Here is a 25241-nt window from a genome sequence, read left to right as displayed (position 1 = left end):
CCATACTTCGACCCCGAGCTGTTGGGCCAAGTCCAGTGTTTCCGCGATGGCTTCGAGCTGACGCTCATTGAGTCCGGCGGCCATAGATCGGCAGCGTACGCAAGGCGGCCAGATTGACGCTCCGGGTCCGGCGCAGGGACCGCCGATTAGTTGTACAACCACAAGGCGGCACAGCCGACGGCGCCAGCAGGACGGCCGAGCCGAGCGGCAGCATGAGTAGTTTGAGCAGTTCGTTGCGCGCGTTCGACGCAGGGTCCGGTGACGGGCCGCCACGCGCGGGGCCGGGCACGTCGTGACCATGTCAAACCCAACAGCGTGGCCGTACAGCCAAGACCACCCGTTGATGCGATGCCACCGACAGTGGCAGAAGGGCTGACCAGGGAGGCAGCCACCCCACCAGCCATCCGCGATCTTCTTCTAATCCCAGGCTCTGCCGCTTGGCGTCCAGTCCTACCAGCGTGTTCAGTCACGCCCATGGAGGAGTTCCGGCTTCATTCACGCCACTGCCCCTATGGCCAGCCCGATGGGGTGCGCCGGCTCGACATCGACACCGACTACGGCGCGTTCCCGGTCTGGACCTGGGTCACGCTGTCCCCGGTGAATGGCGGGCCACCGAGAGAGGCGTGCGCCTCCGTTGGCCCCGAATACCTACAGATCTCCGCCGAGCTGGCTGCCGAACTGCGGGCCTGGGCGAGCTGGCAAGACCAACACCAACACGCCGCATGGCGTGGAACGAGCGGCAAACCGGAGCCCTCGACCGACGAAGATCAGGCGCGCTGGCGCGCCAACGGCTGGATGCTCGCTGAACGCTTGGGGCGAGAGACCGGCGACGAGGTCGTCTACCAGTGGCCCTCGGACGGCAGAGATCCGGATTGCGCCTATTGCGGAAACAGCGGCGCTCTATGACAGGGATGCGGGTAGGACAGTGGCAGGCATGGAGCCAAAATCTACGGCTCGCGGTCAATCAGGATCAGGCCGAGCCGCCGGAGTGCCTCGTTGACGGCAGGCTCTGACGCCGCGGTGACTTCGACGCGGACGAGCGTCGGCAGATGTGCGTAGGCGGGTTCCGCTGGCTCACCGAGGTCGTCGTTTCGCTGCACGATGACCTCACCCCAGTCCGGCAGTGAGCGGTAGTAGTCACCGCCGAGATACAGGCTGTCGCGCAACTCGAACGTAAGGCACAGCGTACCGCCAAGCCCGTCGGCGGCGGACGGGGAAGAGCGGGCCGGAGGTGGCGCCCGCTGCGACGGTGCAGGTCAGGTCAGGTCACTGCGCCTGCGGGATGTTGCGCAGCGTCTCTACGCTTACGCGCCGTGGAGGTCATCATCCCGGTCGTCATCGTTCTCGCCATCGTCTCGTTCATCTGGGGCCGGGCCCGCGACAGTTCGTTCGCGAGGAAGATCGGCGAGGAGGTCGGCGGGCAGCGCTCGTACGATGACCCGGTTGTTCTGCTTGAGAAGCTGCACCAGCTCAAGGAAGCCGGCGCGCTAACCGAAGGTGAGTACGAAGCTCAGAAGGCGCGCATCCTCGACAAGTACGGCGAGTGACTCACAGCGAGGAATCCGAAGCCTCCGATTCCCGGGATGATGTCTCAGGCGGCTGACGCGAGCGAGTCCCCGGTACCTCGGTTATCGGACGATGGGTGGCGTCGTAATCTCCGACGCCACCCATCCTGCCGTTACGAGCGGGGGATGAGCGCCACGTCATCTCCGTTGCCGCGTCGAGTTGCGGCCCGTCCCTCAGTTGCTCAGCAGGCCGGACTCGAGTCGTTCGATCCGGATTCCGCCCGCTGAGAAGTCCGCCGGGCGCTGCTGCCTCACGGGCACGAAGCGGAACCGGGGCGGTGCCGGAGAGCCGCGTCCGGTTTTCAGGGGTTGGAGTTGCAGGCTCGTGAGGAGGCCGATCTCGCCGGTTTGCTCGGAGTGGCCCTCGTACATCGACTCCGCGAACATCTCCAGCGGGCCGACGCCGTCCAGGTCGAGGATCGCCACGGACGATCCGAGGTAGTCGAGGTATTCCGGGCGATCGCTGATCGACGGATCGGGCCTGCGGTCCCAGGTCAGAGGGGCAACCTGCTGCGTGTAGACGTACGAGCCGGCGCCGGTCGGGCCCTGTTTGGTGCCGGGAATCAGCGTCACCGCACCGGCGTCCTCCACCGGGCCCACGTTCACCGAGATCGCGCCGACCAGCAGGTCCGGGATGCCGTCGCCGGTAGCGTCGCCGGTCGCGAGTGAGTAGCCGAAATTGCCGTGGACAAACCCCCGGTCCGGCCCCCCGGGCACCCCCGGGCTGTCCGGGTCGATCACACGGTGCCCGGCCCACCTCAGCCCTGAGGCCGCGCCACGGAGGTAGACGACCTGTCCATTGGCGTACCGGGGAAGTCCGAGGATGAGCTCGTCCCGTCCGTCCCGGTCCATGTCCGACATCGTCATCACATCGACCGGAAGGCTCTCGCCGGCGGCGTCGAGCTGCGCTTCGATCTTCGTGACCTTTGCGGTGTCCGGCCCGGTCGCGGAGCCGGGAAAGAGGGTCACCATGCCGTGGGAGTTGTATTCGTTCGTGCCCCGCCGGGTCCCGGCTACGACGAGGTCGTCGTAGCCGTCGCCGGTGAAGTCGCCCATCGCCAGCCCGGTGCCGAAATGCTCGTCGACCAGGCCGGTCCAGCGGGGTACGACCTGACGGAGCGTCATCGAGCCGTCCAGGGTGAGCCCGTTGTCGGTGCCCGACAGCACCGTCACCGATCCCCGGAAGGGGCCGTCACGTTCCGGGGTCACGCCGTTCGCCGTGAAGGCCAGATCGTCCCTGCCGTCGTTGTTGACGTCACCCGCGGCGAGCGCGGCGCGGTTCAGCCCCGGCAGGTATTGCACATTGTCGCGATCAAGCCCGTCCGGGCCGCCGGCGTAGACCAGGATCCCCTTCTCGACAACGCCCGGGGAAACCTCCCGGCTGCCGCCGACCGCGATGTCCTGGAAGCCGTCGCCGTTGAAGTCACCCGCGGTGGGTGAGCTCGATAGGCGGTGCCCCGGCGGCGCGGTCACGATGTCCCGACGGCCGAGGCCGTACTGAACCAGCAGGGCGAGTCCGCCCGGAATCGCGCGACGGGCGAGTACTACCAGCTCGTCTTTCCCGTCACCGTCGATGTCGAATCGCGGCTCGGCGCGCCCGCCGGCAGGTGCCGCCGTGCTCTGCGGTGCGGTCGCCGCCGGACGGACGGCGGTGGTGCCGCGGGGCGCAGGTCCGGAACCGCTTTCTGCGGGCGTCGGCTCGGCGGCGTGCTCGCTGGCGCGCCGCTCGACCGGGATGTCGGCGGCGTTCGTCGCCGCGACAGCGGGACGGGGCGGAGCCTCGCGGTTGCTGGCGGCGCTCGCCGACGTGGCGGCGACGGTCAGCAGCGACACAAGTCCTACGGCGACGGCACGTGTGCCCTGTGCGATCTTCACGCATGTCCTTTGTCGACGGTGAGTGACAGAGTGACGTTAGACGGTCTCTTGAGCCGTGTCACCACCGCTGGGGGGGCGTACGGGCGTGCACGGGGCCAGACCGGCCGACGTGAGACGGGTCGGGCGAGCAGCACGCGGCAGCGCCGCGTGCTGCGCGACTCGGTCCTCCGCATTGGCGGGACGGCGGGGGATCGATGTTGCCCCTAAAGTGGCCGCATCCATTTCGGTCTAGGAGGATGCGGTGTCGGAGCTGCCACCAACCGCAGGCTCCCCGGTTCCCGGGGAGAACGGCGATCGGGTCGCGGCCCCGGAACCGCCCCAGCTGCTGGTCATGCCGCCCACCGACGGGCTTCCTTCGATCGTGTGGCCCGGCCCGGCGGACGGGCCCGCCTGGGCCATTCCGGTGACCGTGCCGACCGGCACCCGGGGTTACGCGATCTTCCTGCCGATGGTGCCGGCGCAACCGGGGGCCGACTCCCCGCCCGCGCCCACCGCACCAACCGGCACGACGGCCGGGCCGCAGGCGGCGCCCACCGAATCCGCCGGCACGACCGACGCGCCAGCCCCGGCCACCCCCGGCCCGGTGGCGGCAGCGACCGCGTCGAGCCCGTCCACGGTCACGGTGCCCATCCCGCCCACGTCCTCGGCGGGCGAGCCCGCACCGACCACCGAACTGGCAGCGGCCGCGGAGGCCGCGCCGCCCGCCCAGTCCGCAGCGGCCGCCGAGCCGGGCACGACGCCGAAGGCGCCGGCGGTGGCGAAGGCGACGCCGGAGCGGGAAACCGCTCCGTCCGCACCGGTGCCACCGGCGGCGGGACAGACGGTGCCCGGCCCGGGATGGGGCCCGCAGCAGGCCGGGGTGCCGGGCTTTCCGTCGCCGTACCACTTCCGGCCGGTACCGGCGCAGCCGTCCTTCTTCGACCGGGCCTGGCCGGGCCCGAAGGCCGCGCAGAACCGGACCGCTCCGCTGGCCGTGCTGGCCGGTGCGCTGGCGCTGGCGGTCTTCGTACCGCTGAACCGGACCGGGATCGGGTGGTTCCTCGGCTGGCTGGTGCTGACCGCCGGCGTCATCGTCGCGGTACGACGTGCCGCGGCGGAGCTTCCCCGCACCGAGCGCTGGGTGCGGGCCGGCTGGGCGGTGGCGGCGCTGGCGCTGCTCGCGGTGCTGACGTTCCGCAACGCCTGGTGGCTGGTGACGTTCTGCGTCCTGGGGGCGCTGTGCTGTGCGGCGTTGGCGATCGTGGGCGGCCGACTCGTACGGTCGATCCTGTTCAGCCTGGTGGCCGCGCCGATCGCGGCGTTCCGCGGGCTGCCGTGGGTGCGGAAGCACACCGGGACCGCGGTGAACCCGGGACTGGCCGTCCGCGTCGTGGGTTCGGTGGCCGCCACCGCGGTCGTGCTGGTCGTCTTCGGGGCGCTGCTCTCCTCGGCCGACGCCGCCTTCTCGCAGGTGCTCGGCGCCCTCGTGCCGGAGATCGGCGTCGGCGCCACGTTCCAGTGGCTCTTCCTGCTCGTCGTGGGCGGTCTGGTCGCCGTCGCGGCGATCTACACGATCACCGCGCCGCCCGACCTGTCCGCGGTGGACAAGCCCGCCGCCCGCAGCTTCGGTCTCGTCGAGTGGGCTCTGCCGATCACCGCGCTGACGCTGCTGTTCGCCGGCTTCGTCGCCGTGCAGTTCACCGTGCTCTTCGGCGGGCAGCGGCACGTGCTGCGGACCACCGGCCTGAGCTACGCCGAGTACGCCCGCAGCGGCTTCTGGCAACTGGTCATCGTCACCATGCTGACGTTGGCGGTGCTGGCCGGGGTGACCCGCTGGGCCCGTCGCGACCGTCCGGCCGAACGGCTGCTGTTGCGGATCCTGCTGGGTTTGCTCAGCGCGCTCGGCGTCGTCATCGTGGTGTCGGCGCTGTCCCGGATGTACACGTACCAGAAGGTCTACAGCTTCACCGGGGAGCGGATCTTCGTGATGGCGTTCGAGCTGCTGCTCGGCACCGTCTTCTTGATGATCATCGGGGCCGGCGTGCGCTGGCGGGGCGGCTGGATCCCCCGCGTGACCGTGGGGCTCGCGGTGGCGATGCTGCTGAGTCTGGCGACGCTCAACCCCGAGGACTACGCGGCGCGGCGCAACATCGCCCGCTACGAGCAGACCGGCAAGATCGACGCCTGGTACCTGAGGGCGCTGTCGGCCGACGCCACCCCGGCGCTCGGGGAGCTGCCGGACCCGGTGCGCCGGTGCACGCTGAGCTGGATCGCCGACGACCTGGCCGAGTCGGATCCCTGGTACGCCTGGAACCTCGGGCGTACCAGGGCCCGACAGGTGCTCGACCGGCTCGGGCCCGGCGCGATCGGCAGCCAGCGCGACTGCCGCGCCGCCGACCAGTTCGATCTGCCGAAGAGCCGGCGGTCACCGGGCTGATTCGCGCCGTCGGGACGGTCCGTGCGGCTACGGTGAGTGACAGATCGTGCGCGGGTCGCAGGGGCGGTGAACCAGATGGCGAAGTTCCTCATCAGGGCGAGCTACACGCAGGACGGGGCCAAGGGGCTGATCAAGGTTGGCGGCACCGCCCGGCGGGACACGGCGGCGAAGGCGATCGGAAGCCTCGGTGGCACGTTGGAGGCGTTCTACTTCAGCCCCGGTGAGGAGCACGTCTACATCTTCTGCGACCTGCCCGACACGAAGGCCGTGATGGCGTTGGTGACCACCGTCGAGGCGGCCGGTGGCAGCACCGCCAGCGCCGTGGAGTTGCTGACCGCCGAGGACGTCGACGCGGCGGTCAAGCAGAAGGTGGACTTCGCGCCTTAGCCACTGACGTGTCCCAGTTGGACGGGCCGGGTTTTGTCGCCCGTTCGCCGGGGTAGTCATCGGGCGTCACGGGAGAAAAGGGGCCCAGACAGGGGGCGGCTCATGACGACCAGAGTCGTCGTGGTCACCGGTGCCAGCGGCGGAATCGGTCGGGCGACGGCCCGCCGATTCGCCGCTGGCGGTAACAAGATCGCATTGTTGGCGCGCGGCGAGGCCGGACTGGACGGTGCCGCGCGGGACGTGGAGCGCGCCGGCGGGACGCCGCTGCCGATCGTGGTCGACACGGCCGACTTCGCCGCCGTGGACGCCGCGGCGACGCGCGTCGAGCGCGAGCTCGGGCCGATCGACGTGTGGGTGAACAACGCCTTCACCTCGGTGTTCGCGCCGTTCACGGAGATCGGGATCGACGACTTCGCGCGGGTCACGCGGGTGTCGTACCTGGGGTACGTGCACGGCACGAAGGCCGCGCTGACGCGGATGCTGCCGCGCGACCGGGGCGCGATCGTGCAGGTCGGCTCGGCGCTGGCGTACCGCGGTATTCCGCTGCAGACCGCGTACTGCGGCGCCAAGCACGCCATCCAGGGCTTCACCGAGGCGTTGCGCTGCGAACTGCTGCACGACGGCAGCCGGGTACGCGTGACGATGGTGCAGTTGCCCGCCGTGAACACGCCGCAGTTCGGCTGGGTGCTGTCCCGGCTGCCGCGCCGCGCGCAGCCCGTACCCCCGATCTATCAGCCGGAGGTGGCCGCCGACGCGATCGTCCACGCGGCCGACCATCCGCGGCGCCGCGAGTACTGGGTCGGCGGGTCGACGGTCGCCACGCTGCTGGCGAACGCCGTGGCGCCCGGTGTGTTGGACCGGTATCTGGCGCGGACCGGCTACCGGTCGCAGCAGACCCCGCAGCCGCGCGACCCGCGGCAGCCGGCGAACCTGTGGGACCCGGCCGACGGCCCGGGGGAGCCGGACCACGGCGCGCACGGCGACTTCGACGACCGCTCACACCGCCGGAGCGTGCAGCTGTGGGCGTCGCAGCACCACGGCCTGGTCGCCGCGGCCGGCGCCGCGCTCGCCGGTACGGCCGCGCTCGCCCTGCGCGCCGGCCGCACCCCACGCACGCGGCGCTGACGCATAGCTGCGGGCGGAAGGTTTGCCGCGAACCCGCCCGGGTAGCCGTCGGCGACGGCGCGGGACGGTGACGGGGGTGCCGATGAGTGATCCGCAACAGCGGTCGCCGATGGATCGCGCAGGGATGGTGCTCGGCAACCTGCAGCGGCTGGGCTCCCAGCTCGGGCGCCTGGTCGGGCGGCGGGGCGGTCCGCCGGATCTCGAGATGCACCCGACCGATGGCGGCTGGCAGGTGACCGCGCGGCTGCCGGGGGTGGCGCCGGAGGAGGTCGCCGTCGAGGTGGACGCCGGGCAGCTTCGGATCCGGGCCCGGTCGGAGGCGGAGGTGAACGCCGATCACGGGATGCCGGGCATGGGAGCGGCGCACCGCACCTTCGAATATCAGCTGCGGCTGCCGTCGGAGGTCGACGCGGACCGGATGGACGCGGTGATGGACCACGGGCTGCTCACCGTCACGATGCCCCGCGGGCCGGCGAGCCGCCGCTCGATCACGGTGGGACGGCCGGCGTACGAGACCCCGAGGAGCGTGGCGAACCGCCGCCGCACCACGGTCGATGACCATGAGCCGCCGCGCGCGCGGATGAACCCGGGCCGGATCGATCCGGCCGCCGACCGCGAGATGCACCACCCCAACGTGGGCGAGGCGGAGATCAGTCGACAGCAGGACGGCTGAGGGGTGACGTGACCGCGCCGGTGCCCGACGTCAGCCGGATCGCGGTGCTGCGCGCCAACGCGCTCGGGGACTTCCTCTTCGTGCTGCCCGCGCTGGAGGCGCTGCGCGCCGCGTACCCGGCAGCCGAGCTGGTGCTCCTCGGTGCTCCCTGGCACGCCCGGTGGCTGACCGGTCGGCCGTCCCCGGTGGACCGGGTGCTGGTCGTGCCGCCCGCGGAGGGCATCCACGACGCGCCGGCGCCGACCACGATGCCGGACTTTCTCGCCGCCGCGGGCCGGGAGGGCTTCGACCTGGCGCTGCAGCTGCACGGTGGGGGTCGGCACAGCAATCCGCTGGTGTCGGCGCTCGGCGCGCGGCTGACCGCCGGGCTGCGCGCCACCGACGCGCCGCCGCTGGACCGGTGGCTCCGGTACGTCTTCTACCAGCCCGAGATCATCCGTTACCTGGAGGCGGTCGCGTTGGTCGGCGCGGCGCCGGTGACGCTGACGCCGACGCTCGCGCTCACCGCCGGCGACCTGGTGGAGGCGCGGGCGGTGGCCGGCGCGCCGGAGCGACCGCGTGCCGCGCTGCATCCCGGCGTCTCCGACCCCCGCCGCCGGTGGCCGCCGCACCGCTTCGTGGCGGTGGCGGACGCGCTGGTCGCGATGGGGTTCGAGGTGGTGCTGACCGGCACGGAGTCCGAGCGGCCGCTCGTCGAGCAGGTGCGCGCGGCGGCGCGGGCGCCGGTGCGGCCGCTGGTCGGGGCGCTCACGCTGGGCGGGCTCGCCGGCCTGTACGCGGAGTGCGCGGTCGTGGTCGCCAACGACACCGGTCCGCTGCACCTGGCGGCGGCGGTCGGCACCCCGACGGTGGGGATCTTCTGGGTCGGCAACATGATCACGGTGGCGACGCCGCTCCGGGGGCGCCACCGCGCCCTGACCTCCTGGATCATCCACTGCCCGGTCTGCGGCGCGGACTGCACCCGCGACCTGTACCCCTGCCGCCCCGGCGAGGGCTGCGGCCACCGCGAGTCGTTCGTCGCGGACGTGCCGGTCGCGGAGGTGCTGGAGGCGGTGGCGGACCTAACGTGCTCCGGCGGCGCGCAGCCGCACCGCCTCGGGAAAGAGGCCGCGGATGTCGTCCGGTAGCGGCTGCTGCACCCTGTGGAGCACCGCGCTCGGGCAGAGCAGCAGGACCTGGTCCAGGGCGAACATGGCGTCGTCGCGCACCTCGTCGTCGGCGGCGCCGCGCAGCCCGGCACGGGTGCGGACCCGCTTCAGGAACTCCACCGAGTCGAAGCGCTGCGCCGTCGGGTTGTCGACCTCGGCCGCCCGCGCCCACGCCGGGGGCAGGGCGGTCGCGAGCAGCGCGGCCTCCCCGGCGGGCAGGCGCTCGGCGAGGGTACGCAGCACCGCCTGCTCCAGCTGCCATACGGTCGTACGCGGAGCGTGGGTGGTGGTCGTCGTCATGGTGTCGCTCCCTCCGCTGCCGGTTCTGTCCCGAGTAGCACCTGCCAGCACTCGACGCCCCGGTCGGTGACCGTGGTCGGCGCCTCCAGGTGGTACGCGCCGCTGGGCACGACGCCGGCCCCGCCGTACCGGCGCATGACCGCGAGCTGCGCGGCGGCGTCCTCGCCCTGATGGTTGGCGGGCACCCGCCGCCAGAAGTCGAAGCCGCCCGCCGCGACCAGCTTCGCCCGGTCGAAGAGCACGCAGCCGCCGATCCAGGAGACCTTGTACGCCCGCCACTCGCCCGGCGCCAGCCCCAGCTTCCGGGTCACGTGCAGCAGGTTGGCGGCCGGGTGGATGCGCGCCCGCTGCCACTGCGGGGTGCCCGGCCGCACGTCCTCCGGCACCGGCCGGCCGGCCCACTCCTCGTAGCCGTCGTGCTGCTCCGGCCGCTCGTCGTCGGCGTACGACAGTCCGTGCACGGCGTTGCCGACGAAGCCGCAACGCAGCTCGCGCAGCGCCGTGAGCAGCCGCGCGACGGCGTAGGGCTCCAGCCACACGTCGTCGTCGAGCAGCAGCACGTGCCGGGCGGTGGAGTTCGCCAGCAGCGCGGCGCGGTGTTCGGCCAGGCCGCGACGCGGCAGGTGCCGGGTGAGCAGCACCGGATGTCCGCGGTGGCGCAGCACCCGCACCATCGCCGCGGGCGCCGGCGCGGCCCAGCCGGGCTCGTCGTCGGACTGGTCGCTGACCACCACTGCGAAGCCGGCGGGGCCGGACTGCGCGGCCAGCCCGGCGAGGGTGGTGGCCAGTTCGGCGGGCCGGTTCCGGGTCGGGATCAGCACGTCGAGCAGCCGCGGGCTCCGGAAGGCGTCCGCGTCGCCGGGCTCCAGCGGCCGGGTCACCGCAAGGGCCCCTGGCTGTCGGATTCGGTTCCGGAAGGGGCCCTTTCCGAGGCGTCGGCGCGGATGCGGTCGATGATCGCCGAGGTGGAGCGGTCCGGGACGTACCCGACGCAGTGCACCTGTCCGCCGAGCCGCCGCACCAGCGGCGCCTCCGGCACCAGCTCCGGCGGGTAGTCGCCGCCCTTGACGTACACCTCGGGGCGGACGGTGGCGATCAGGTCGGCGGGGGAGTCCTCCTCGAAGACGACCACGTGGTCGACGCAGGAGAGCGCGGCCAGCACGGCGACCCGGTCCTCCACCGGGTTGACCGGGCGGTCCGGGCCCTTCAGCCGGCGCACGCTCTCGTCGGAGTTGACCGCGACCACCAGCACGTCGCCGAGTGCGGCGGCCTGCTCCAGGTAGCGGACGTGGCCGCGGTGCAGCACGTCGAAGCAACCGTTGGTGAAGACGACGCGGTCGCCCTGCGCGCGCCGCCGGCGTACCCGGGCGGCGAGCCCGACCGCGTCGGTCACCGCCGGGTCCGCGGCGGCGAACAGCGCGTCCCGGTCGCAGACGCAGGTGCCGGGGCCGCCGAGCGTGACGGCGGCGGCGAGCTGTGCGGTCTCGGCGCCGAGCGGCGTCGGCGCGGCCGCGGCGAGCGCCAGCGTCAACGCCGCGAGGTAGGCGTCGCCGGCGCCGACGGCGTGGCTCGCGGCCGCGGGGTCCGCGTGCGTGCGGTGCGGTTGCCCGTCGCCGTCGCCGACGATCGCGCCGTCGGAGTCGAGGGTGACCGCGACGACCGCCGCGCCGGTGCGCTCGCGCAGCGCGGGCAGCCACGCCGCGGCGGTGGCCGCCCGGTCGCCGGGCCGGGACGGCCGTCGCAGCAGGTGCGCGGCCTCGGCGAGGCTCGGCGTGACGGCGCTCGGGGCGAGTCCCCGCCAGGGCCGCAGGTCGTGCGCGTCCAGCGTCACCGTGCCGAACAGCTCGCGGTTGGCCACCAGCCAGGCGCGCGCCGGCTCGGGCAGGGCGCCCAGCCCGTAGTCGCAGATCACCAGCGCCGGGCGAGGGCCGAACTCCTCGACCGCGCCCCGCAGCGCGCGGAGCAGCCGGCGTACCCCGTCGTCCGGCAGCGGCCCGGCGGCATCGCCCTCGTCCTCGCGGAGCACGATCTGGTCGTCGGCGAGCAGCCGCCGTTTCACCGGGGTCGGCCGACCGGGCTGCGTCACCGTCCGGTCCGTCACGCCGGCGCGCTCCAGGCAGTCGCGCAACCGGTCGCCGCCGGCGTCGGCCCCGACCGGCGCGACCAGTAGGGAGCGGCCGCCCAGGGCGGCGAGGTTGACGGCGGTGTTCGCCGCGCCGCCGGCGGCCAGCTGCCGGTCGCGCAGCCGGAGCACCGGGGCCGGCGCCTCCCGGCAGAGCCGCTCCGAGGTGGTGAAGTGCCAGTCGTCGAGCATCGGGTCCCCCACGACGAGCACCGGCCGACCGGACCAGTCGTCGACCATCGTGGCCAGTTGTCGCGACCCGATAGTGCACTGCGCCATGCCAGGCCGGGTGCCCGCGCCCGGTGGGCTCAAACACGCCGGGGTTTGCCGCGCGAGCGGGTCGGGGAAGCAGTTTCACAGCCGTTACGACAGCACTGAGGTTTTTGTCGCGTGCGGCGTCACTGAGGAGGTGTGTCCCGATGGCAGCGCTTGATGGCAAGCGGATCGCGTTCCTCGCCACCGACGGCGTGGAAGAGGTGGAGTACACGAAGCCGCGGGAGGCGGTGGAGCAGGCCGGCGCGCGGGTCGAGTTGATCTCGCTCGAGTCCGGTTCGATCCAGGCGATGCAGCACATGGACAAGTCCAGCACGTACCCGGTGGACAAGGCGGTCGCGGACGCCGATCCCGGCGACTACGACGCGCTCGTGCTGCCCGGCGGGGTCGCGAACCCCGACTTCCTGCGGGCGGACCCGGACGCGGTCCGCTTCGTGCGGGCGTTCTTCGACGCCGGCAAGCCGGTCGGCGCGATCTGCCACGGCCCGTGGACGCTGGTCGAGGCGGACGTGGTCAAGGGGCGGACGCTGACGTCCTGGCCGAGCCTGCGTACGGATCTGACGAACGCGGGGGCGACCTGGGTGGACGAGACGTGCCACGTCGACAACGGGCTGGTGACCAGCCGGAACCCGGACGACCTGCCGGCGTTCTGCTCGAAGATCGTCGAGGAGTTCGCCGAGGGCCGGCACTGACGCGCCGGCGATCGGGGACTTGTTCGGCGCGATCAGTCCGTGTGAACAAGTCCCCGATCGGCCGGACCGGAAGCCCGGGCGGCCCAGGCGGCGTCCTCGGCCTGTTTGCGGGCCAGGCCGTCGCGGCCGTCGTAGCGGAGGAACTTCGGCAGCGCGGCGGCGAGCGCGAGGGTGCCGAGCACGCAGAGCACGCCCCCGGAGATGACCGAACCTTCGATGCCGACCACGCGGGCGCCGAGCCCGGCGCGCATGTTGCCCAGGAGCGGACCCGTCGAGTACGAGATCATCTCAATCCCGGCGAGCCGCCCGCGCAGGTGATCGGGGATGGTCTGGTTCCAGATCGTCATCCGGAACAGCCCGGAGATCATGTCGGCCGCGCCCGCCAGCACCAGGCAGAGCAGCGCCAGCCAGAGCGTGTTGGCGAGTCCGACGCCGATGATCGCGAGCCCCCAGGCGCCGGCCGCGAAGACCACCATCAGGCCGTGCCGGTGCACCCGGCCGGTCCAGCCGGAGGTGAGCGTGGCGAGCAGTGAGCCGACCGCGGGGGCCGCGTAGAGCAGGCCGAGCACGGCCGGCCCGCCGAGCTTGTTCGCCATGAACGGGTAGAGCGCCTGCGGCATGCCGAAGAACATCGCGTTGATGTCCACCAGATAGGTGCCGAGCAGTTCGGGGCGGCTGCGGGCGTACCGCAGGCCGGTCGCCACCGAGCGCAGCGACGGGCGGTCGGCGGCCGGTGGTGGCGGCACCGCCCGGACCGCCGCCAGGCAGACCAGCGAGAACGCGAAGGTGGCCAGGTCGATGGCGTACACCCAGGCCAGGTCGACCGAGGCGATCAGGATGCCGGCCAGTGCCGGCCCGGCGAGCTGCGCGACGTCGTGCCGCATCGAGTTGAGCGCGCTGGCCGCCGGGATCTGGGCGGGGGTCACGATGCGGGGCAGCAGCCCCTCCATCGCCGGTCGTTGCACGCCGTCCACCGCGGAGGTGAGCGCGGACACCAGGTAGAGCAGCCACAGATGCGGCTCGTCGCTGAGCGAGTTGAGCAGCAGCACGCCGCAGAGCAGCGTGAACGCGATCTCGCCGCCGAGCACCAGCAGCCGACGGTCGAGGTAATCGGCCAGCGCCCCGCCGACGAACGCCATGACGAGCAGCGGTACGAGCTGGAAGACTCCGAGCAGGCCGACCAGCAGCGGGTCGTCCGTGATCTTGTAGACCTGGTACGGGACGGTGACGTAGGTGATGAAGGAGCCGACCGACGAGACCGCGGCGCCGGAGTAGACCAGCCGGAAGTCCCGCGACTGCCGCAGCGGGGTGATGTCCAGCGCCAGGTGCCGCAGCAGCTTCTTCACGGCTCGTCATCGTGCCGGGAGACGACCGAGGGTGTCCACGCGCTTTCGCATGCTCTGGATCACATCGTATTTCGGGTGCGTCCGGGTGACGATGACTGACAAAATGCTTGCCTGAGGCAAGTTTTTCCGATGGGGTGGGTTGTGGATCGGCGGACCGGACCGGACGACGAGTACGTCGTCCTCGGGCAGCTGATCGGCCAGTTCCACCGGCGCACCCAGCGGATGTACCAGCGGATGTCGTTCGACCCACCGCTGGAACGCGCGGCGTACACCCTGCTGGCCCGGCTGGTCGGCGCCGGACCGGCCCGGCTCACCGCGCTCGCCGAGGACCTCGCGCTCGACCTGTCGACCGTGAGCCGCCAGGCCGGCGCGTTGCAGACGGCCGGCCTCGCGTCCCGCAGCCCCGATCCCGCCGATCGGCGGGCATGGGTCATCGCGGCGACCGAAACTGGACGTGAGGCATTCGCGCGTCACCGCCGGAGCTGGGTCGGCGCCCTGCGGGAGTTGCTGGCCGACTGGACACCGGAGGAGCGCCGGGAGTTCGTCCGGCTCTTCACCCGGCTCAACGATTCGATCGCTGTTCCTTACGGGGGATCGGATCCCGCGGGCGTCCGCCCACGGGCACGAGAGGAAGAGACGCAATGACCACATCCGCCGAGGTGCGACCCACGCTGACGCATCGGCAGATCCTGACCCTGATGGTCGGGCTGATGACCGGCATGCTGCTGGCCGCGCTCGACCAGACGATCGTGGGAACGGCGCTGCCGACGATCGTCGGCGAGCTGGGCGGGATCAACCACTACTCGTGGGTGGTGACGTCGTACCTGCTCGCGTCGACCGCCTCGACCCCCCTCTACGGGAAGATGGCCGACCTGTACGGGCGCCGGCCCGTGTTCCTCTTCTCGATCGGCACGTTCCTGGTCGGTTCGCTGCTCGCCGGCCTGTCACAGGACATGCTCCAGCTGATCGTCACGCGGGGCATCCAGGGGATCGGCGCGGGCGGTCTGATGACGCTCGCGTTCACGATCATCTCCGACGTGGTGTCGCCCCGCGAGCGCGGGCGCTACCAGGGACTGTTCGGCGCGGTCTTCGGGCTGTCGTCGGTGGCCGGGCCGCTGGTCGGCGGCTACTTCGCCGAGCACAACTGGCGCTGGATCTTCTACATCAACATTCCGCTCGGCATCCTCGCGATCGTGGTCTGCTACCGCGTCATGCGGCTGATCCCGTTCCAGCGCCGCAACCACGCGATCGACTGGCTCGGCGCCGGCCTGCTGGTGGCCGGGGTCAGCTGCGTGCTGCTCGCGCTGAGCTGGGGCGGCAACCAGTACGCCTGGAGCTCGGCGACGATCATCGGGCTCTTCGTCGCCGGCGCGGTGCTCAGCGTGCTCTTCGTGTTCCAGGAGACCCGGGTGCCGGAGCCGATCCTGCCGCTCGGGCTCTTCCGGCGGCCGACCTTCGCGCTGGCCAACATCGCGGGCTTCGTGCTCGGTCTGGTCATGTTCGGGTCGATCATCTTCATCCCGCTCTACCTGCAGATCGTCAAGGGCGCGTCGCCGACCCGCAGCGGCCTGCTGATGCTGCCGATGATGGCCGGCATCATCGCGACCTCGATCCTGTCCGGGCGCGCGATGAGCCGGACCGGGCGCTACAAGTGGTTCCCGGTCGCCGGCTCGGCCGTGCTCGTCGTCGGCATGCTGCTCTTCACCCGCCTGCAGGTCGAGACCTCACTCTGGGTCGCGTTCATCTACATGGTGGTGATCGGCGTCGGCATGGGCCTGGGCATGCAGTCGCTGATCCTCGCCGTGCAGAACGCCGTCGACCTCAAGGACCTCGGCGCCGGCACGTCGGCGGCGACGTTCTTCCGGTCGCTGGGCGGCTCGTTCGGCGTGGCGATCCTCGGCGCGGTGCTCACCGCCCGGCTCGCCGACGCGCTCGCCGCACGGATGCCGGCGGCGATCGCGCAGCTGCCGCCCGCGCAGGCCGCTCAGTTCGCCGCCAGCGGCGCGAAGAACATCTCGATCAACGAACCGTCCCGCATCCTGGCCCTGCCGGAGCCGATCCGGGCCGCCATCCAGTCGGCCTTCGTCGACTCGCTGCACACGGTCTTCCTGGTCACCGGGCTGGTCGCGATCCTCGCGGTGCTGGTCACCCTGGCGCTGCCGGACCGCGAGTTGCGCGGCGGTCCGGGCTCCCGGTCCGGGAAGTCGCTGGACTCCGAGACCGGCGACGAGGCCGCCGCCGACATGGAGGCCAAGGCGCAGAGCATGATCTGAGGCCGCCCACGAACGGCCCCGCCACGTCACGTGGCGGGGCCGTCGGCTATTTCAGGATGAGCCGGCCGGTGCGTTCGAAGGCGTCGAGGTCGGCCAGGGTCTCCGCGACCGTCGGCGAGAGCGGCGACGGCAGCGCGTCCGGCGGGAAGAACCGCGCGTCGGTGGTCTCGGTGGTCTGCCGGGCCAGCTCGCCGTCCCAGGCGTCGATCCGGAACGCCGTCACGAAGAGCTGATAGGTGTCGCCGTACATGTTGGTGAAGGTGTAGTCGCCGCCGGTGTAGAGGGCGAACGGGGTGACGGTGCGGACCCGCAGGCCCGTCTCCTCCCACACCTCGCGGGTCACGCATTCGGTGATCGACTCGCCGAGCTCCATCGCCCCCGCCGGCATCGCCCAGTAGCCGTTGTCGGAGCGCTCGATCAGCAGCACGCGCCCGTCGCCGTCGCGGAGCACGCCGCGCGAACCCGTGAACATCAGGATGCGGTCGCCCGCCAGCGCCCGCAGCTGTCCGAGGTAGGACTCGGCCCATCCGATAGTCGCCACGCCGACCACCCTAGAGCGTCTCGCCGGTCACCTCTTCCGCTTCTGTGACCTGGCGCACTACCTTGCTACCCATGCGTAGCACGATGATGGACGCCCCGCTGCAGATCTCCCGGATCCTCGAGCACGGCAGCACGGTCCACGCCGCCGCGGAGGTGGTCACCTGGACCGGCGCGCAGCCGCGCCGGATGACGTACGCCGAGGTCGGTGCCGCGGCGGCGCGCCTCGCGCACGCGCTGCGCGACGATCTCGGAGTGGTCGGCGACCAACGGGTCGCGACGTTCATGTGGAACAACGCGGAGCACCTGATCGCGTACTTCGCGGTGCCCAGCATGGGTGCCGTGCTGCACACCCTCAACATCCGGCTCTTCCCGGAGCAGGTCGCGTACATCGCGAATCACGCCACCGACCGGGTCGTCCTGGTCGACTCGACGCTGATCCCGCTGCTCGTCAGGGTGCTGCCGCAGATGACCACCGTCGAGCACGTGGTCGTGGTCGGCGGCGGCGACTCCGCCCCGCTGGTGGAGGCCGGTGGTGGCCGGGTCGCCGTACACGACTGGGCGGAGCTGCTGGCCGACAAGCCGGACCGCTTCGACTGGCCCGAGGTCGACGAGCGGGACGCGGCCGCGCTCTGCTACACCTCCGGGACCACCGGCAACCCCAAGGGCGTCGCCTACTCGCACCGCTCGATCTGGCTGCACTCGATGCAGGTCTGCATGCCGGAGGGATTCGGGCTCGGCCCGGCCGACCGCGAGCTCGCCATCGTGCCGATGTTCCACGCGATGTCCTGGGGGCTGCCGTACGCGGCGTTCCTCTCCGGCGCGTCGCTGATCATGCCGGACCGCTTCCTGCAGGCCGCGCCGATCGCGCAGATGATGGCCACCGAGCGGCCCACGCTCGCCGCGGCGGTGCCGACGATCTGGAACGACCTGCTCGCCTACCTCGACGCCAACCCGACCGACACCTCGTCGGTCAAGGAGGCGATCGTCGGCGGCGCCGCCTGCCCGCCCGCGCTGATGCACGCGTTCGCGGAACGGCACGACATCTCCGTCATCCACGCGTGGGGCATGACGGAGATGTCCCCGCTCGGTTCGGTCTCCCGGCCGCCGGCCGGGGCGACCGGCGAGGCGGCGTGGCGCTACCGCTACACCCAGGGTCGGGTGCCGGCCGGGGTCGCCGCGCGGATCGTCGGGCCGGTGGGGGAGGAGATGCCCGCCGACGGCGAGGCCGTGGGCGAGCTGGAGGTCCGGGGGCCGTGGATCACGGCCCGGTACGTCGGCGAGGACGAGCCGGACCCGGAGAAGTTCCGGGACGGCTGGCTCCGCACCGGCGACGTCGGCACGCTCTCGCCGGACGGCTACCTGACGCTGACCGACCGCGCCAAGGACGTCATCAAGTCCGGCGGGGAGTGGATCTCGTCGGTGGAGCTGGAGAACGAGCTGATGGCGCACCCGGCGGTGCTGGAGGCGTGCGTGGTCGGCGTGCCGGACGAGCGTTGGGACGAGCGGCCGCTGGCGACCGTCGTGCTGCGGGAAGGGTCGACGGTCACCGTCGACGAGCTGCGGGACTTCCTCGCCCAGCGGGTGGCGAAGTGGCAGCTGCCGGAGCGGTGGGCGTTCATCGAGGCGGTGCCGAAGACCTCGGTGGGCAAGTTCGACAAGAAGCGGGTGCGCGCGACGTACGCCGAGGGCACCCTGAACGTCCACCAGTTCGGCGCGTAACCGCGCCGCAGCCGTCCCTGTCTGATCGGCGTCGCGCCTCTGCGTGCGATCGGCGGCCTTCCGCCGGCACAGCGCCGGTAAGTTCTGACCATGGGGATCCTCACCGAAGTGGACCTGGCCCTGCTCCAGGAAGCGCAGCTCGCGCACGTCGCGACGATCGAACCCGACGGCACCCCGCACGTCACGCCCGTGTGGGTCGACACCGACGGCGAGCACATCGTGTTCAACACGGTGCGCGGGCGGAAGAAGCACGCCAACATGCTCCGCAACCCCGTGGTGGCGGTCTCGATCGCCGACAAGGCCGACGACATGCGGACCCTGTGGGTGAAGGGAACGGTCGAGATGACCGAGGAGGGCGCGGACCAGCACATCAACAAGATGGCGAAGAAGTACCTGGGCCAGGAGAGCTACCCGTTCGGGCAGCCCGGCGACGTACGCGTGATCGTCAAGATCAAGCCAACCCAAAAACTCGGCCGCGGCTAACCCCACCCGCCCGCCCACCCCCCCCCGCCCCGCGATCTTGCAGTTATGGCCGTCACATAAGACTCCAAACGGGTCATAACTGCGGCCATAACTGCAAGATCGCGCGGGGGCTGGGGGGTCGCGGGGGGCTGGGGGCTAGGCGGTTTTGCGGGGGGTTTTTTTGGCGGGGGTCTTCTTTTCCGCGGTCTTTTTGGCTGCGGTCTTCTTGGCGGGGGTGGCCTTCTTTTCGGCGGTCTTCTTGGCGGTCTTCTTGGCGGGGGCCTTCTTGGCCGGTTCCGCGGCCTTCTTGGCCGACTTCGCCGCCGAGATCGGGGTCGGCTCCTTCGCCCCCTCCGCGGGCGCCTCGCCGCGCGCGGCCCGGGCCCGGTCGACCGAGGCGCGCAGCGCCGCCATCAGGTCCACCGCCGCGGCCGGCGCCTCCTCGACCTCCTCCGGCTGCACGATCTCGCGGCCCTCGACCTTGGCGTCGATCACCTCCTGCAGCGCCGCCCGGTAGTTGTCGCTGTACTCGTCCGGCCGGAAGTCCCCGGCCATCGAGTCGATCAGCGAGCTCGCCATCGCCAGCTCCGGCGGGCGGACCTGGATGTCGTCGTCGAGGAAGCCGAAGTCCGCGGTGCGCACCTCGTCCGGCCAGAGCATCGTGTTGAGCAGCAGCACCCCTTCGCGCACCCGCAGCGTGGCGAGCTGCTCGCGCTGCCGGAGCGCCACCTTGACGATCGCCACCCGGTCCGAGTCGGTGAGCGCGTCGCGCAGCAGCACGTACGGCTTGGTGGCGGCGCCCTCCGGCTCCAGGAAGTACGCCTTGTTGTAGAGGATCGGGTCGACCTGCTCGGCGGGGACGAACTCCAGCACGTCGATCGCGTGCGAGGTGGTCAGCGGCAGGTCGGCGAAGTCCTCGTCGCTGAGGATCACCATCTCGCCGCCGCCGATGTCGTACCCCTTGGCGATGTCGTCGTAGGTGACCTCCTCGCCGCAGATCGAGCAGGTGCGCTTGTAGCGGATCCGTCCGCCGTCCTCCCGGTGCACCTGGTGGAAGCGGATGTCCTTCTCCTCGGTCGCGGAGTACAGCCGTACCGCGATCGAGACCAGGCCGAACGAGACGGCGCCCTTCCAGATAGCGCGCATGCCACTCCTTACCCAACGGGTGGGTCGGCCCCACCGCGACCAGTCGTAACCCCCGCCAAACTTTCTGGTCAGCGCGGTATTGACAGGATGGCATCGGAACGAACCGGACGCGAGGACTTCACAGTCGATCTACAGTGAGGGCGTGTCCGGCCCGCCCCTCAAGCCGATGCTCGCCACCACCGGCGAGCTGCCCACCGGCGCGGGCTGGAGCTACGAGTTCAAGTGGGACGGCGTAAGGGCCGTCGCCGATCTGGCCGGCGGCGTCGGGCGTTTCTTCGCGCGCTCCGGTGTCGAGATCACCGCCGCGTACCCCGAGTTGGCGCCGCTGGCGACGGGGGTGGAGGACGCGCTGCTCGACGGCGAGATCGTGGCGCTGACCGACAAGGGGACCCCGTCGTTCACCGCGCTCGCCGAGCGGATGCACGTACGCGAGCCGGCCCGGGCGGCCCGGCTCGCCGCGACGGTGCCGGTGACGTACATGATCTTCGACGTGCTCCGGCTCCACGGCGTCGACCTGACCGCCCGGTCCTATCGGGACCGGCGGGCGGCGCTGGAGTCGCTCGGCCTCGCCGGCCCGCGGTGGGCGGTCCCGCCGACCTTCACCGACGGCGGGGCCACCTGGGCGACCGCGGAGGAGCACGGCCTGGAGGGCGTGGTCGCCAAGCGGCTGGACTCGGCCTACCGCGGCGGGGTGCGTTCACCGGACTGGGTGAAGGTCAAGCGGGAGCTGACCCGGGACTTCGTGGTCGGCGGCTGGCGCCCCGGCGCGCGCAGGATCGGCGGGCTGCTGGTCGGTGCGCCGACGCCGGACGGCCGGCTGGTCTTCCGGGGGCGCGTCGGCGGGGGGATCGGGGCGGTGACCGAGCGCGAGCTGCTCGCGGTGTTGGAGCCGTTGCGCGCGCCGGGGCCGCCGTTCGCGGCGCCGGTGCCCCGTGCGGATGCCCGCGGCGCGATCTGGGTAAGACCGGAGACCGTGATCGAGGTGAAGTACAGCCAGCGGACGCCGGACGGGCGGCTGCGCTTCCCGCGCTTCCTCCGGCTGCGCCCCGACCTCCGGCCCGAGGACGTCGACGATGGCGCGTGACCGGATCAAGGTGGAGGTCGAGGGGCGGGAGCTGGAGCTCTCCAACCTGGAGAAGGTGCTCTACCCGGCGGAGGGCTTCACCAAGGGCGAAGTGATCGACTACTACAGTCGGATCGCGCCGACCCTGCTGCCGCACATCCGTGACCGGGCGCTGACCCGGATCCGCTTCCCGAACGGCGTCGACGGGCAGTCGTTCTTCGAGAAGAACGCGCCGCAGAACACCCCGGACTGGGTGCGGCGGGAGCGGCTGCCGGCCCCCGGCTCCACGAAAGAGCGCGAGGCCGTCGACTACGTGGTCGCGGACGACCTGCCGACCCTGGTCTGGCTCGCCAACCTCGCCGCGCTCGAACTGCACACCCCGCAGTGGAGGATCGGCGCCGACCCGGACCTGCTCGTGGTCGACCTCGACCCGGGGGCGCCCGCCGGGCTGGCCGAGTGCTGCGCGGTGGCCGTGCTGATGCGGGACCGGCTCGCCGACGATGGCATCACGACCTACCCGAAGACGTCGGGCAAGAAGGGGCTGCAGCTCGCCGCGGCCGTCTCCGGGCGGCAGTCGTCGGAGGTCATCTCCGGGTACGTCCGGCGGGTCGCGGAGGAGTTGGAGCGCGGCGCGCCGAAGTCGATCACGTCGAAGATGGCGAAGAAGCTGCGCCCAGGAAAGATCTTCATCGACTGGAGCCAGAACAACGCGGCCAAGACGACGGTGGCCCCGTACTCGCTGCGCGCGCAGCCGGTGCCGTCGGCGTCGACGCCGCTCACCTGGGACGAGGTGGAGGCCGTGGTCGCGGGCCGGCGAAAGGCCCGGCAGTTCACCGCCGCCGAGGTCCTGGCCCGGATCGACGAGTACGGGGACCTGATGGCGCCGCTGCTGGACGGCGGCCCCGAGGTCCCGGCGTGACGTGACCTGGCGCTCGTCGCCGCAAGATTCGCACGATCTTGGACTTATGGCTCCGCAAATGCCGCAGATCCTCGCCATAAGTCCAAGATCGTCGCGATCTTCGCGGTGGTCTTACGCCAGCACGTCGTCGGCGTCGACGATCGTGTACGCGTAGCCCTGCTCGGCGAGGAAGCGCTGGCGGTGCGCGGCGTACTCGGTGTCGATGGTGTCCCGCGAGACGACCGTGTAGAAGTGCGCCTGCCGGCCGTCGGCCTTCGGCCGCAGCACCCGGCCCAGCCGCTGCGCCTCCTCCTGCCGCGATCCGAACGTGCCGGAGACCTGGATCGCCACCGCCGCCTCCGGCAGGTCGATCGAGAAGTTTCCGACCTTGGAGATCACCAGCGTGGAGATCTCGCCCGAGCGGAACGCGTCGAAGAGCCGCTCCCGCTCCTTGTTCGTCGTCGATCCCTGCACGATCGGCGCGTCCAGGTATTCGCCCAGCTCGTGCAGCTGATCGATGTACCCGCCGATCACCAGCACCTGATCGTCGCGGTGCTTGGCCACGATCGACTTGACCACCGGCAGCTTCGTCCGGGCCGTCGCCGCCACCCGGTAGCGCTCCTCCGGCTCCGCCGTCGCGTACGCCATCCGCTCGGCGTCGGTGAGCGTCACCCGGACCTCGGTGCAGTCCGCCGGGGCGATCCAGCCCTGCGCCTCGATGTCCTTCCACGGCGCGTCGTAGCGCTTCGGCCCGATCAGCGAGAAGACGTCGCCCTCGCGGCCGTCCTCCCGGACCAGCGTCGCGGTCAGCCCCAGCCGGCGGCGGGCCTGCAGGTCGGCGGTGAACCGGAAGATCGGCGCCGGGAGCAGGTGCACCTCGTCGTAGATGACCAGGCCCCAGTCGCGGGCGCCGAACAGGTCGAGGTGGGTGAAGGCGCCGCCGCGCCGCGAGGTCAGCACCTGGTACGTGGCGATGGTGACCGGGCGGATCTCCTTGCGCTCGCCCGAGTACTCGCCGACCTCCTCCTCGGTCAGCGACGTGCGCGCGATCAGCTCGCGTTTCCACTGCCGCCCGGCGACCGTGTTGGTCACCAGGATCAGCGTGGTCGCCTTCGCCTCGGCCATCGCCGCCGCCCCGACCATCGTCTTGCCGGCGCCGCACGGCAGCACCACCACGCCCGACCCGCCGGCCCAGAACTGCTCCACCGCCTCCCGCTGGTACGAGCGCAGCGTCCAGGCGGGCCGGCCGTCCTTGCCGGCCTCGGCCAGCTCGATCGGGTGCGCCTCACCGTCGACGTACCCGGCCAGGTCCTCGGCCGGCCAGCCGAGCTTGAGCAGGCCCTGCTTCAGCCGGCCGCGCTCGGAGGGGTGCACCACGATCGTGTCGTCGTCGACCCGCGCCCCGAACATCCCGGCCAGCTTCTTGCTCTTGGTGACCTCGACCAGCACGACGCGGTCGAAGGCGTGCAGCACCAGGCCGTGCGTCGGATGGTTGACCAGTTGCAGCCGGCCGTACCGGTCCATCGTCTCGGCGACGTCGACCAGCAGCGCGTGCGGGACCGGGTAGCGCGAGTACTTCAGCAGCGCGTCCACCACGCCCTCGGCGTCGTGCCCGGCCGCCCGGGCGTTCCACAGCCCCAACGGCGTCAGCCGGTACGTGTGCACGTGCTCCGGCGAGCGCTCCAGCTCGGCGAAGGGTGCGATCGCCATCCGGCAGGCCTGCGCGTCCGGATGGTCGATCTCCAGCAGCAGTGTCTTGTCGGATTGCACGATCAGCGGTCCACCGCTCACGTCGGTTCCCCTTCTGTGGAAGACCCTCCAGTCTTGCACGGCGAAAACCCGCGGCCGGGTGCTCAGGTGAGGCGGCGCACTGCCGACTAGTCGGTAACGAACCGGAGAAACTCTCCGGCTCCCGCAACCGTACGGGCAGTTACATGCGTCTAGGGGACGACAGCTGCCTTGGGGAGGGCCCGATGGTTCACATCCGTGTCATCATGCGGCTCGCCGCCATGACAGCGGTCACGCTGGTCGGCGCCGGTGCGTGCGCGTTCGATCCGCAACCCGGCGACAGTGGGGGCGACCGCCCGCAGCTGGCAGCCGGTGCGGGCGGCGAAACGGGGGCGAGCGCGACGCCCGGGCCGGACCAGCGGGAGAGCGCCCCGACGGTCGAGGCGAGCCCGACCCCGGCGAAGCCGAAGCCCACGGCGACGGCGTCGCCGAGCCGGTCGAGCGGCACGACGACCACCGCGAAGACGCGGGCCGGCTGTCCGGTGGGGGAGAAGCAGCGCGAGGTCGAGACCCATCTGGCCCGGTTGGAGACGTTCGGCCCGGTCACGGTCGACGGCAGGCAGTCGGCCGAGGACTGCGCGGCGATCAAGAAGTTCCAGCGGCGGTACGGCATCGTGCCCGCCGAGGGCCGCGCCGGACCCACGACCGCCGACGTGGCGCGCCGGCTGGCCGCCACCGACACCGACGCGTGCGACGCGGGCAAGGGCACGACGTTCTGCGTCGACCTGACCCTGCAGACGGTCTGGGCGATGCGCGACGGGAAGGTCGTGATGGCGCCGACCGTGACCCGCACCGGCATGGCCGGCGGGTTCCAGACCGACACCGGCAGGTTCACCGTCAACGGCCGCAACCTGAGCGAGTGGTCCCGCCCGTACAAGGTGTGGCTGCCGTACTGGCAGCACTTCACCCGCGGCATGGGCTTCCACGAGACCACCACGTACATCCACGACAAGTCGATCGGCTCGCACGGCTGCGTCAACGTGCTGCCGCGGGACGCGCGGCAGCTGTGGGAGCTCGGAAAGATCGGTACCGACGTGCACGTGTTCGGGCGGCGCCCCGGCACCTGATCGGGGCGGGTTCGCCGGACATCCCCCTGTCACCGGCGTCGATTCGATGCGAGTCTGGAACCGTCGGCAGCCATCTGACGGGGAGGGGCCCATGACGGTGGAGAGCGAGCCGGAGGAGGACACCACCGGCGCCCGGCCCGCCGCCGCGGTCTCCCGCACCACGGTGATCTGCTACGCGGCGGTGGCCGCGCTGCTGCTCGGCTGGTTCTTCTTCGGCTGGCTCGTGCTCCGGCAGGGCTTCGTGGACTCGGCCGGGGAGGCGCTCGGCACCGGCTTCGCGCTGCTGCTCATCGTCGCCATCGTCGGCACCGTACGGCGCAGCCGCCGCTGACGCCGTCGCGCCGGCCGCCGGGGGGACGACGC

Annotated in this window: 25 protein-coding genes; 16 read left to right on the top strand and 9 right to left on the bottom strand. The window is 71.7% G+C overall.

The features are described 5' to 3' along the window. Positions 1-474 precede the first annotated feature (474 nt). A complete protein-coding gene (locus tag BLW47_RS22345; RefSeq protein WP_139307411.1) occupies positions 475-906 on the top strand; it encodes a hypothetical protein in 432 nt (143 codons plus the stop codon). Positions 907-947: 41 nt separating this feature from the next. On the opposite strand, the gene BLW47_RS22340 is transcribed toward BLW47_RS22345, so the two are convergent. Then, positions 948-1166: a hypothetical protein gene (locus BLW47_RS22340; protein ID WP_091561701.1), complete on the bottom strand. Its 219-nt coding sequence runs from the start codon at positions 1164-1166 to the stop codon at positions 948-950. A gap of 147 nt (positions 1167-1313) precedes the next feature. Between BLW47_RS22340 and BLW47_RS25265 the strand changes: the two genes are divergently transcribed. Beyond that, entirely contained in the window at positions 1314-1547 is a 234-nt protein-coding gene (locus BLW47_RS25265; RefSeq protein WP_091561699.1) for an SHOCT domain-containing protein, read from the top strand. Between the two features lie 192 nt (positions 1548-1739). Here BLW47_RS25265 and BLW47_RS22330 read toward each other — a convergent pair whose 3' ends face one another. Continuing rightward, positions 1740-3440, bottom strand: a complete 1701-nt coding sequence (locus BLW47_RS22330; protein ID WP_091561696.1) for an FG-GAP and VCBS repeat-containing protein — start codon at positions 3438-3440, stop codon at positions 1740-1742. Positions 3441-3681: 241 nt separating this feature from the next. On the opposite strand from BLW47_RS22330, the gene BLW47_RS25850 reads away from it, so the two are divergent. The 5 genes from BLW47_RS25850 to BLW47_RS22305 all read left to right on the top strand — a co-directional run bounded on the left by BLW47_RS25850 (position 3682) and on the right by BLW47_RS22305 (position 9168). After that, complete coding sequence (locus tag BLW47_RS25850; protein WP_281247298.1) at positions 3682-5856, top strand: DUF4153 domain-containing protein; 2175 nt, start codon at positions 3682-3684, stop codon at positions 5854-5856. Positions 5857-5931: 75 nt separating this feature from the next. Beyond that, positions 5932-6243 carry a GYD domain-containing protein gene (locus BLW47_RS22320; protein WP_139307409.1) on the top strand — a complete coding sequence of 104 codons (312 nt, stop codon included), beginning with the start codon at positions 5932-5934 and terminating at the stop codon, positions 6241-6243. Between the two features lie 102 nt (positions 6244-6345). Continuing rightward, a complete protein-coding gene (locus BLW47_RS22315; RefSeq protein WP_091561690.1) occupies positions 6346-7368 on the top strand; it encodes an SDR family oxidoreductase in 1023 nt (340 codons plus the stop codon). A gap of 82 nt (positions 7369-7450) precedes the next feature. After that, positions 7451-8041, top strand: a complete 591-nt coding sequence (locus BLW47_RS22310; RefSeq protein ID WP_245736927.1) for an Hsp20/alpha crystallin family protein — start codon at positions 7451-7453, stop codon at positions 8039-8041. 8 nt (positions 8042-8049) lie between these two features. After that, positions 8050-9168, top strand: coding sequence for a glycosyltransferase family 9 protein (locus BLW47_RS22305; protein WP_245736926.1), 1119 nt, complete (start codon positions 8050-8052; stop codon positions 9166-9168). On the opposite strand, the gene BLW47_RS22300 is transcribed toward BLW47_RS22305, so the two are convergent. From BLW47_RS22300 to rfaE2, 3 genes are read right to left on the bottom strand one after another with little or no spacing between them, the layout of a single operon-like run. Next, entirely contained in the window at positions 9103-9489 is a 387-nt protein-coding gene (locus BLW47_RS22300; protein WP_091561684.1) for a DUF2267 domain-containing protein, read from the bottom strand. The genes BLW47_RS22305 and BLW47_RS22300 overlap by 66 nt on opposite strands. Beyond that, positions 9486-10370, bottom strand: coding sequence for a glycosyltransferase family 2 protein (locus BLW47_RS22295; RefSeq protein ID WP_091561681.1), 885 nt, complete (start codon positions 10368-10370; stop codon positions 9486-9488). The genes BLW47_RS22300 and BLW47_RS22295 overlap by 4 nt, the downstream gene beginning before the upstream one ends. Beyond that, positions 10367-11890, bottom strand: a complete 1524-nt coding sequence (gene rfaE2, locus BLW47_RS22290) for a D-glycero-beta-D-manno-heptose 1-phosphate adenylyltransferase (protein WP_245736924.1) — start codon at positions 11888-11890, stop codon at positions 10367-10369. Before rfaE2 ends, BLW47_RS22295 begins: the two co-directional genes overlap by 4 nt. Before the next feature lie 140 nt (positions 11891-12030). On the opposite strand from rfaE2, the gene BLW47_RS22285 reads away from it, so the two are divergent. Next, on the top strand, positions 12031-12576 hold the full coding sequence (locus tag BLW47_RS22285; protein WP_091561675.1) for a type 1 glutamine amidotransferase domain-containing protein: 546 nt from the start codon (positions 12031-12033) through the stop codon (positions 12574-12576). A gap of 32 nt (positions 12577-12608) precedes the next feature. On the opposite strand, the gene BLW47_RS22280 is transcribed toward BLW47_RS22285, so the two are convergent. Beyond that, the gene (locus tag BLW47_RS22280) at positions 12609-13922 is read right to left on the bottom strand and encodes an MFS transporter (RefSeq protein WP_342709754.1); all 1314 of its coding nucleotides are present in this window, start codon (positions 13920-13922) and stop codon (positions 12609-12611) included. Positions 13923-14051: 129 nt separating this feature from the next. Between BLW47_RS22280 and BLW47_RS22275 the strand changes: the two genes are divergently transcribed. Both BLW47_RS22275 and BLW47_RS22270 read left to right on the top strand, forming a co-directional pair. Continuing rightward, positions 14052-14567, top strand: coding sequence for a MarR family winged helix-turn-helix transcriptional regulator (locus BLW47_RS22275; RefSeq protein ID WP_091561671.1), 516 nt, complete (start codon positions 14052-14054; stop codon positions 14565-14567). After that, entirely contained in the window at positions 14564-16195 is a 1632-nt protein-coding gene (locus BLW47_RS22270) for an MDR family MFS transporter (protein ID WP_091561667.1), read from the top strand. The genes BLW47_RS22275 and BLW47_RS22270 overlap by 4 nt, the downstream gene beginning before the upstream one ends. A gap of 46 nt (positions 16196-16241) precedes the next feature. Here BLW47_RS22270 and BLW47_RS22265 read toward each other — a convergent pair whose 3' ends face one another. Continuing rightward, complete coding sequence (locus BLW47_RS22265; protein ID WP_091561735.1) at positions 16242-16667, bottom strand: NUDIX domain-containing protein; 426 nt, start codon at positions 16665-16667, stop codon at positions 16242-16244. 140 nt (positions 16668-16807) lie between these two features. Here BLW47_RS22265 and BLW47_RS22260 point away from each other — a divergent pair, with 140 nt between their 5' ends. Continuing rightward, a complete protein-coding gene (locus BLW47_RS22260) occupies positions 16808-18454 on the top strand; it encodes a fatty acid--CoA ligase (RefSeq protein ID WP_091561663.1) in 1647 nt (548 codons plus the stop codon). Positions 18455-18544: 90 nt separating this feature from the next. After that, positions 18545-18937, top strand: coding sequence for a PPOX class F420-dependent oxidoreductase (locus BLW47_RS22255; RefSeq protein WP_091561659.1), 393 nt, complete (start codon positions 18545-18547; stop codon positions 18935-18937). 135 nt (positions 18938-19072) lie between these two features. Here the strand turns inward: BLW47_RS22255 and ku are convergent, their stop codons facing one another. Further along, complete coding sequence (gene ku, locus BLW47_RS22250) at positions 19073-20062, bottom strand: non-homologous end joining protein Ku (protein WP_091561656.1); 990 nt, start codon at positions 20060-20062, stop codon at positions 19073-19075. A 142-nt stretch (positions 20063-20204) separates the two neighbouring features. Here ku and ligD (BLW47_RS22245) point away from each other — a divergent pair, with 142 nt between their 5' ends. Both ligD (BLW47_RS22245) and ligD (BLW47_RS22240) read left to right on the top strand, forming a co-directional pair. After that, complete coding sequence (gene ligD / locus BLW47_RS22245) at positions 20205-21146, top strand: non-homologous end-joining DNA ligase (RefSeq protein WP_091561651.1); 942 nt, start codon at positions 20205-20207, stop codon at positions 21144-21146. Further along, positions 21136-22044, top strand: a complete 909-nt coding sequence (gene ligD, locus BLW47_RS22240; protein WP_091561647.1) for a non-homologous end-joining DNA ligase — start codon at positions 21136-21138, stop codon at positions 22042-22044. Before ligD (BLW47_RS22245) ends, ligD (BLW47_RS22240) begins: the two co-directional genes overlap by 11 nt. Positions 22045-22155: 111 nt before the next feature. Here ligD (BLW47_RS22240) and BLW47_RS22235 read toward each other — a convergent pair whose 3' ends face one another. Next, positions 22156-23814, bottom strand: a complete 1659-nt coding sequence (locus BLW47_RS22235; RefSeq protein ID WP_091561644.1) for a DNA repair helicase XPB — start codon at positions 23812-23814, stop codon at positions 22156-22158. Between the two features lie 182 nt (positions 23815-23996). Here BLW47_RS22235 and BLW47_RS22230 point away from each other — a divergent pair, with 182 nt between their 5' ends. Continuing rightward, on the top strand, positions 23997-24878 hold the full coding sequence (locus BLW47_RS22230) for a L,D-transpeptidase family protein (protein ID WP_091561640.1): 882 nt from the start codon (positions 23997-23999) through the stop codon (positions 24876-24878). A 91-nt stretch (positions 24879-24969) separates the two neighbouring features. Beyond that, complete coding sequence (locus BLW47_RS22225; RefSeq protein ID WP_091561636.1) at positions 24970-25209, top strand: hypothetical protein; 240 nt, start codon at positions 24970-24972, stop codon at positions 25207-25209. Positions 25210-25241 lie beyond the last annotated feature (32 nt).

It is taken from the genome of Micromonospora pattaloongensis, assembly GCF_900107255.1.
Classification (GTDB): Bacteria; Actinomycetota; Actinomycetes; order Mycobacteriales; family Micromonosporaceae; genus Micromonospora_I; species Micromonospora_I pattaloongensis.
Note: the sequence above shows the minus strand (reverse complement) of the source record. Positions and strands in the feature narration are given on the sequence as shown.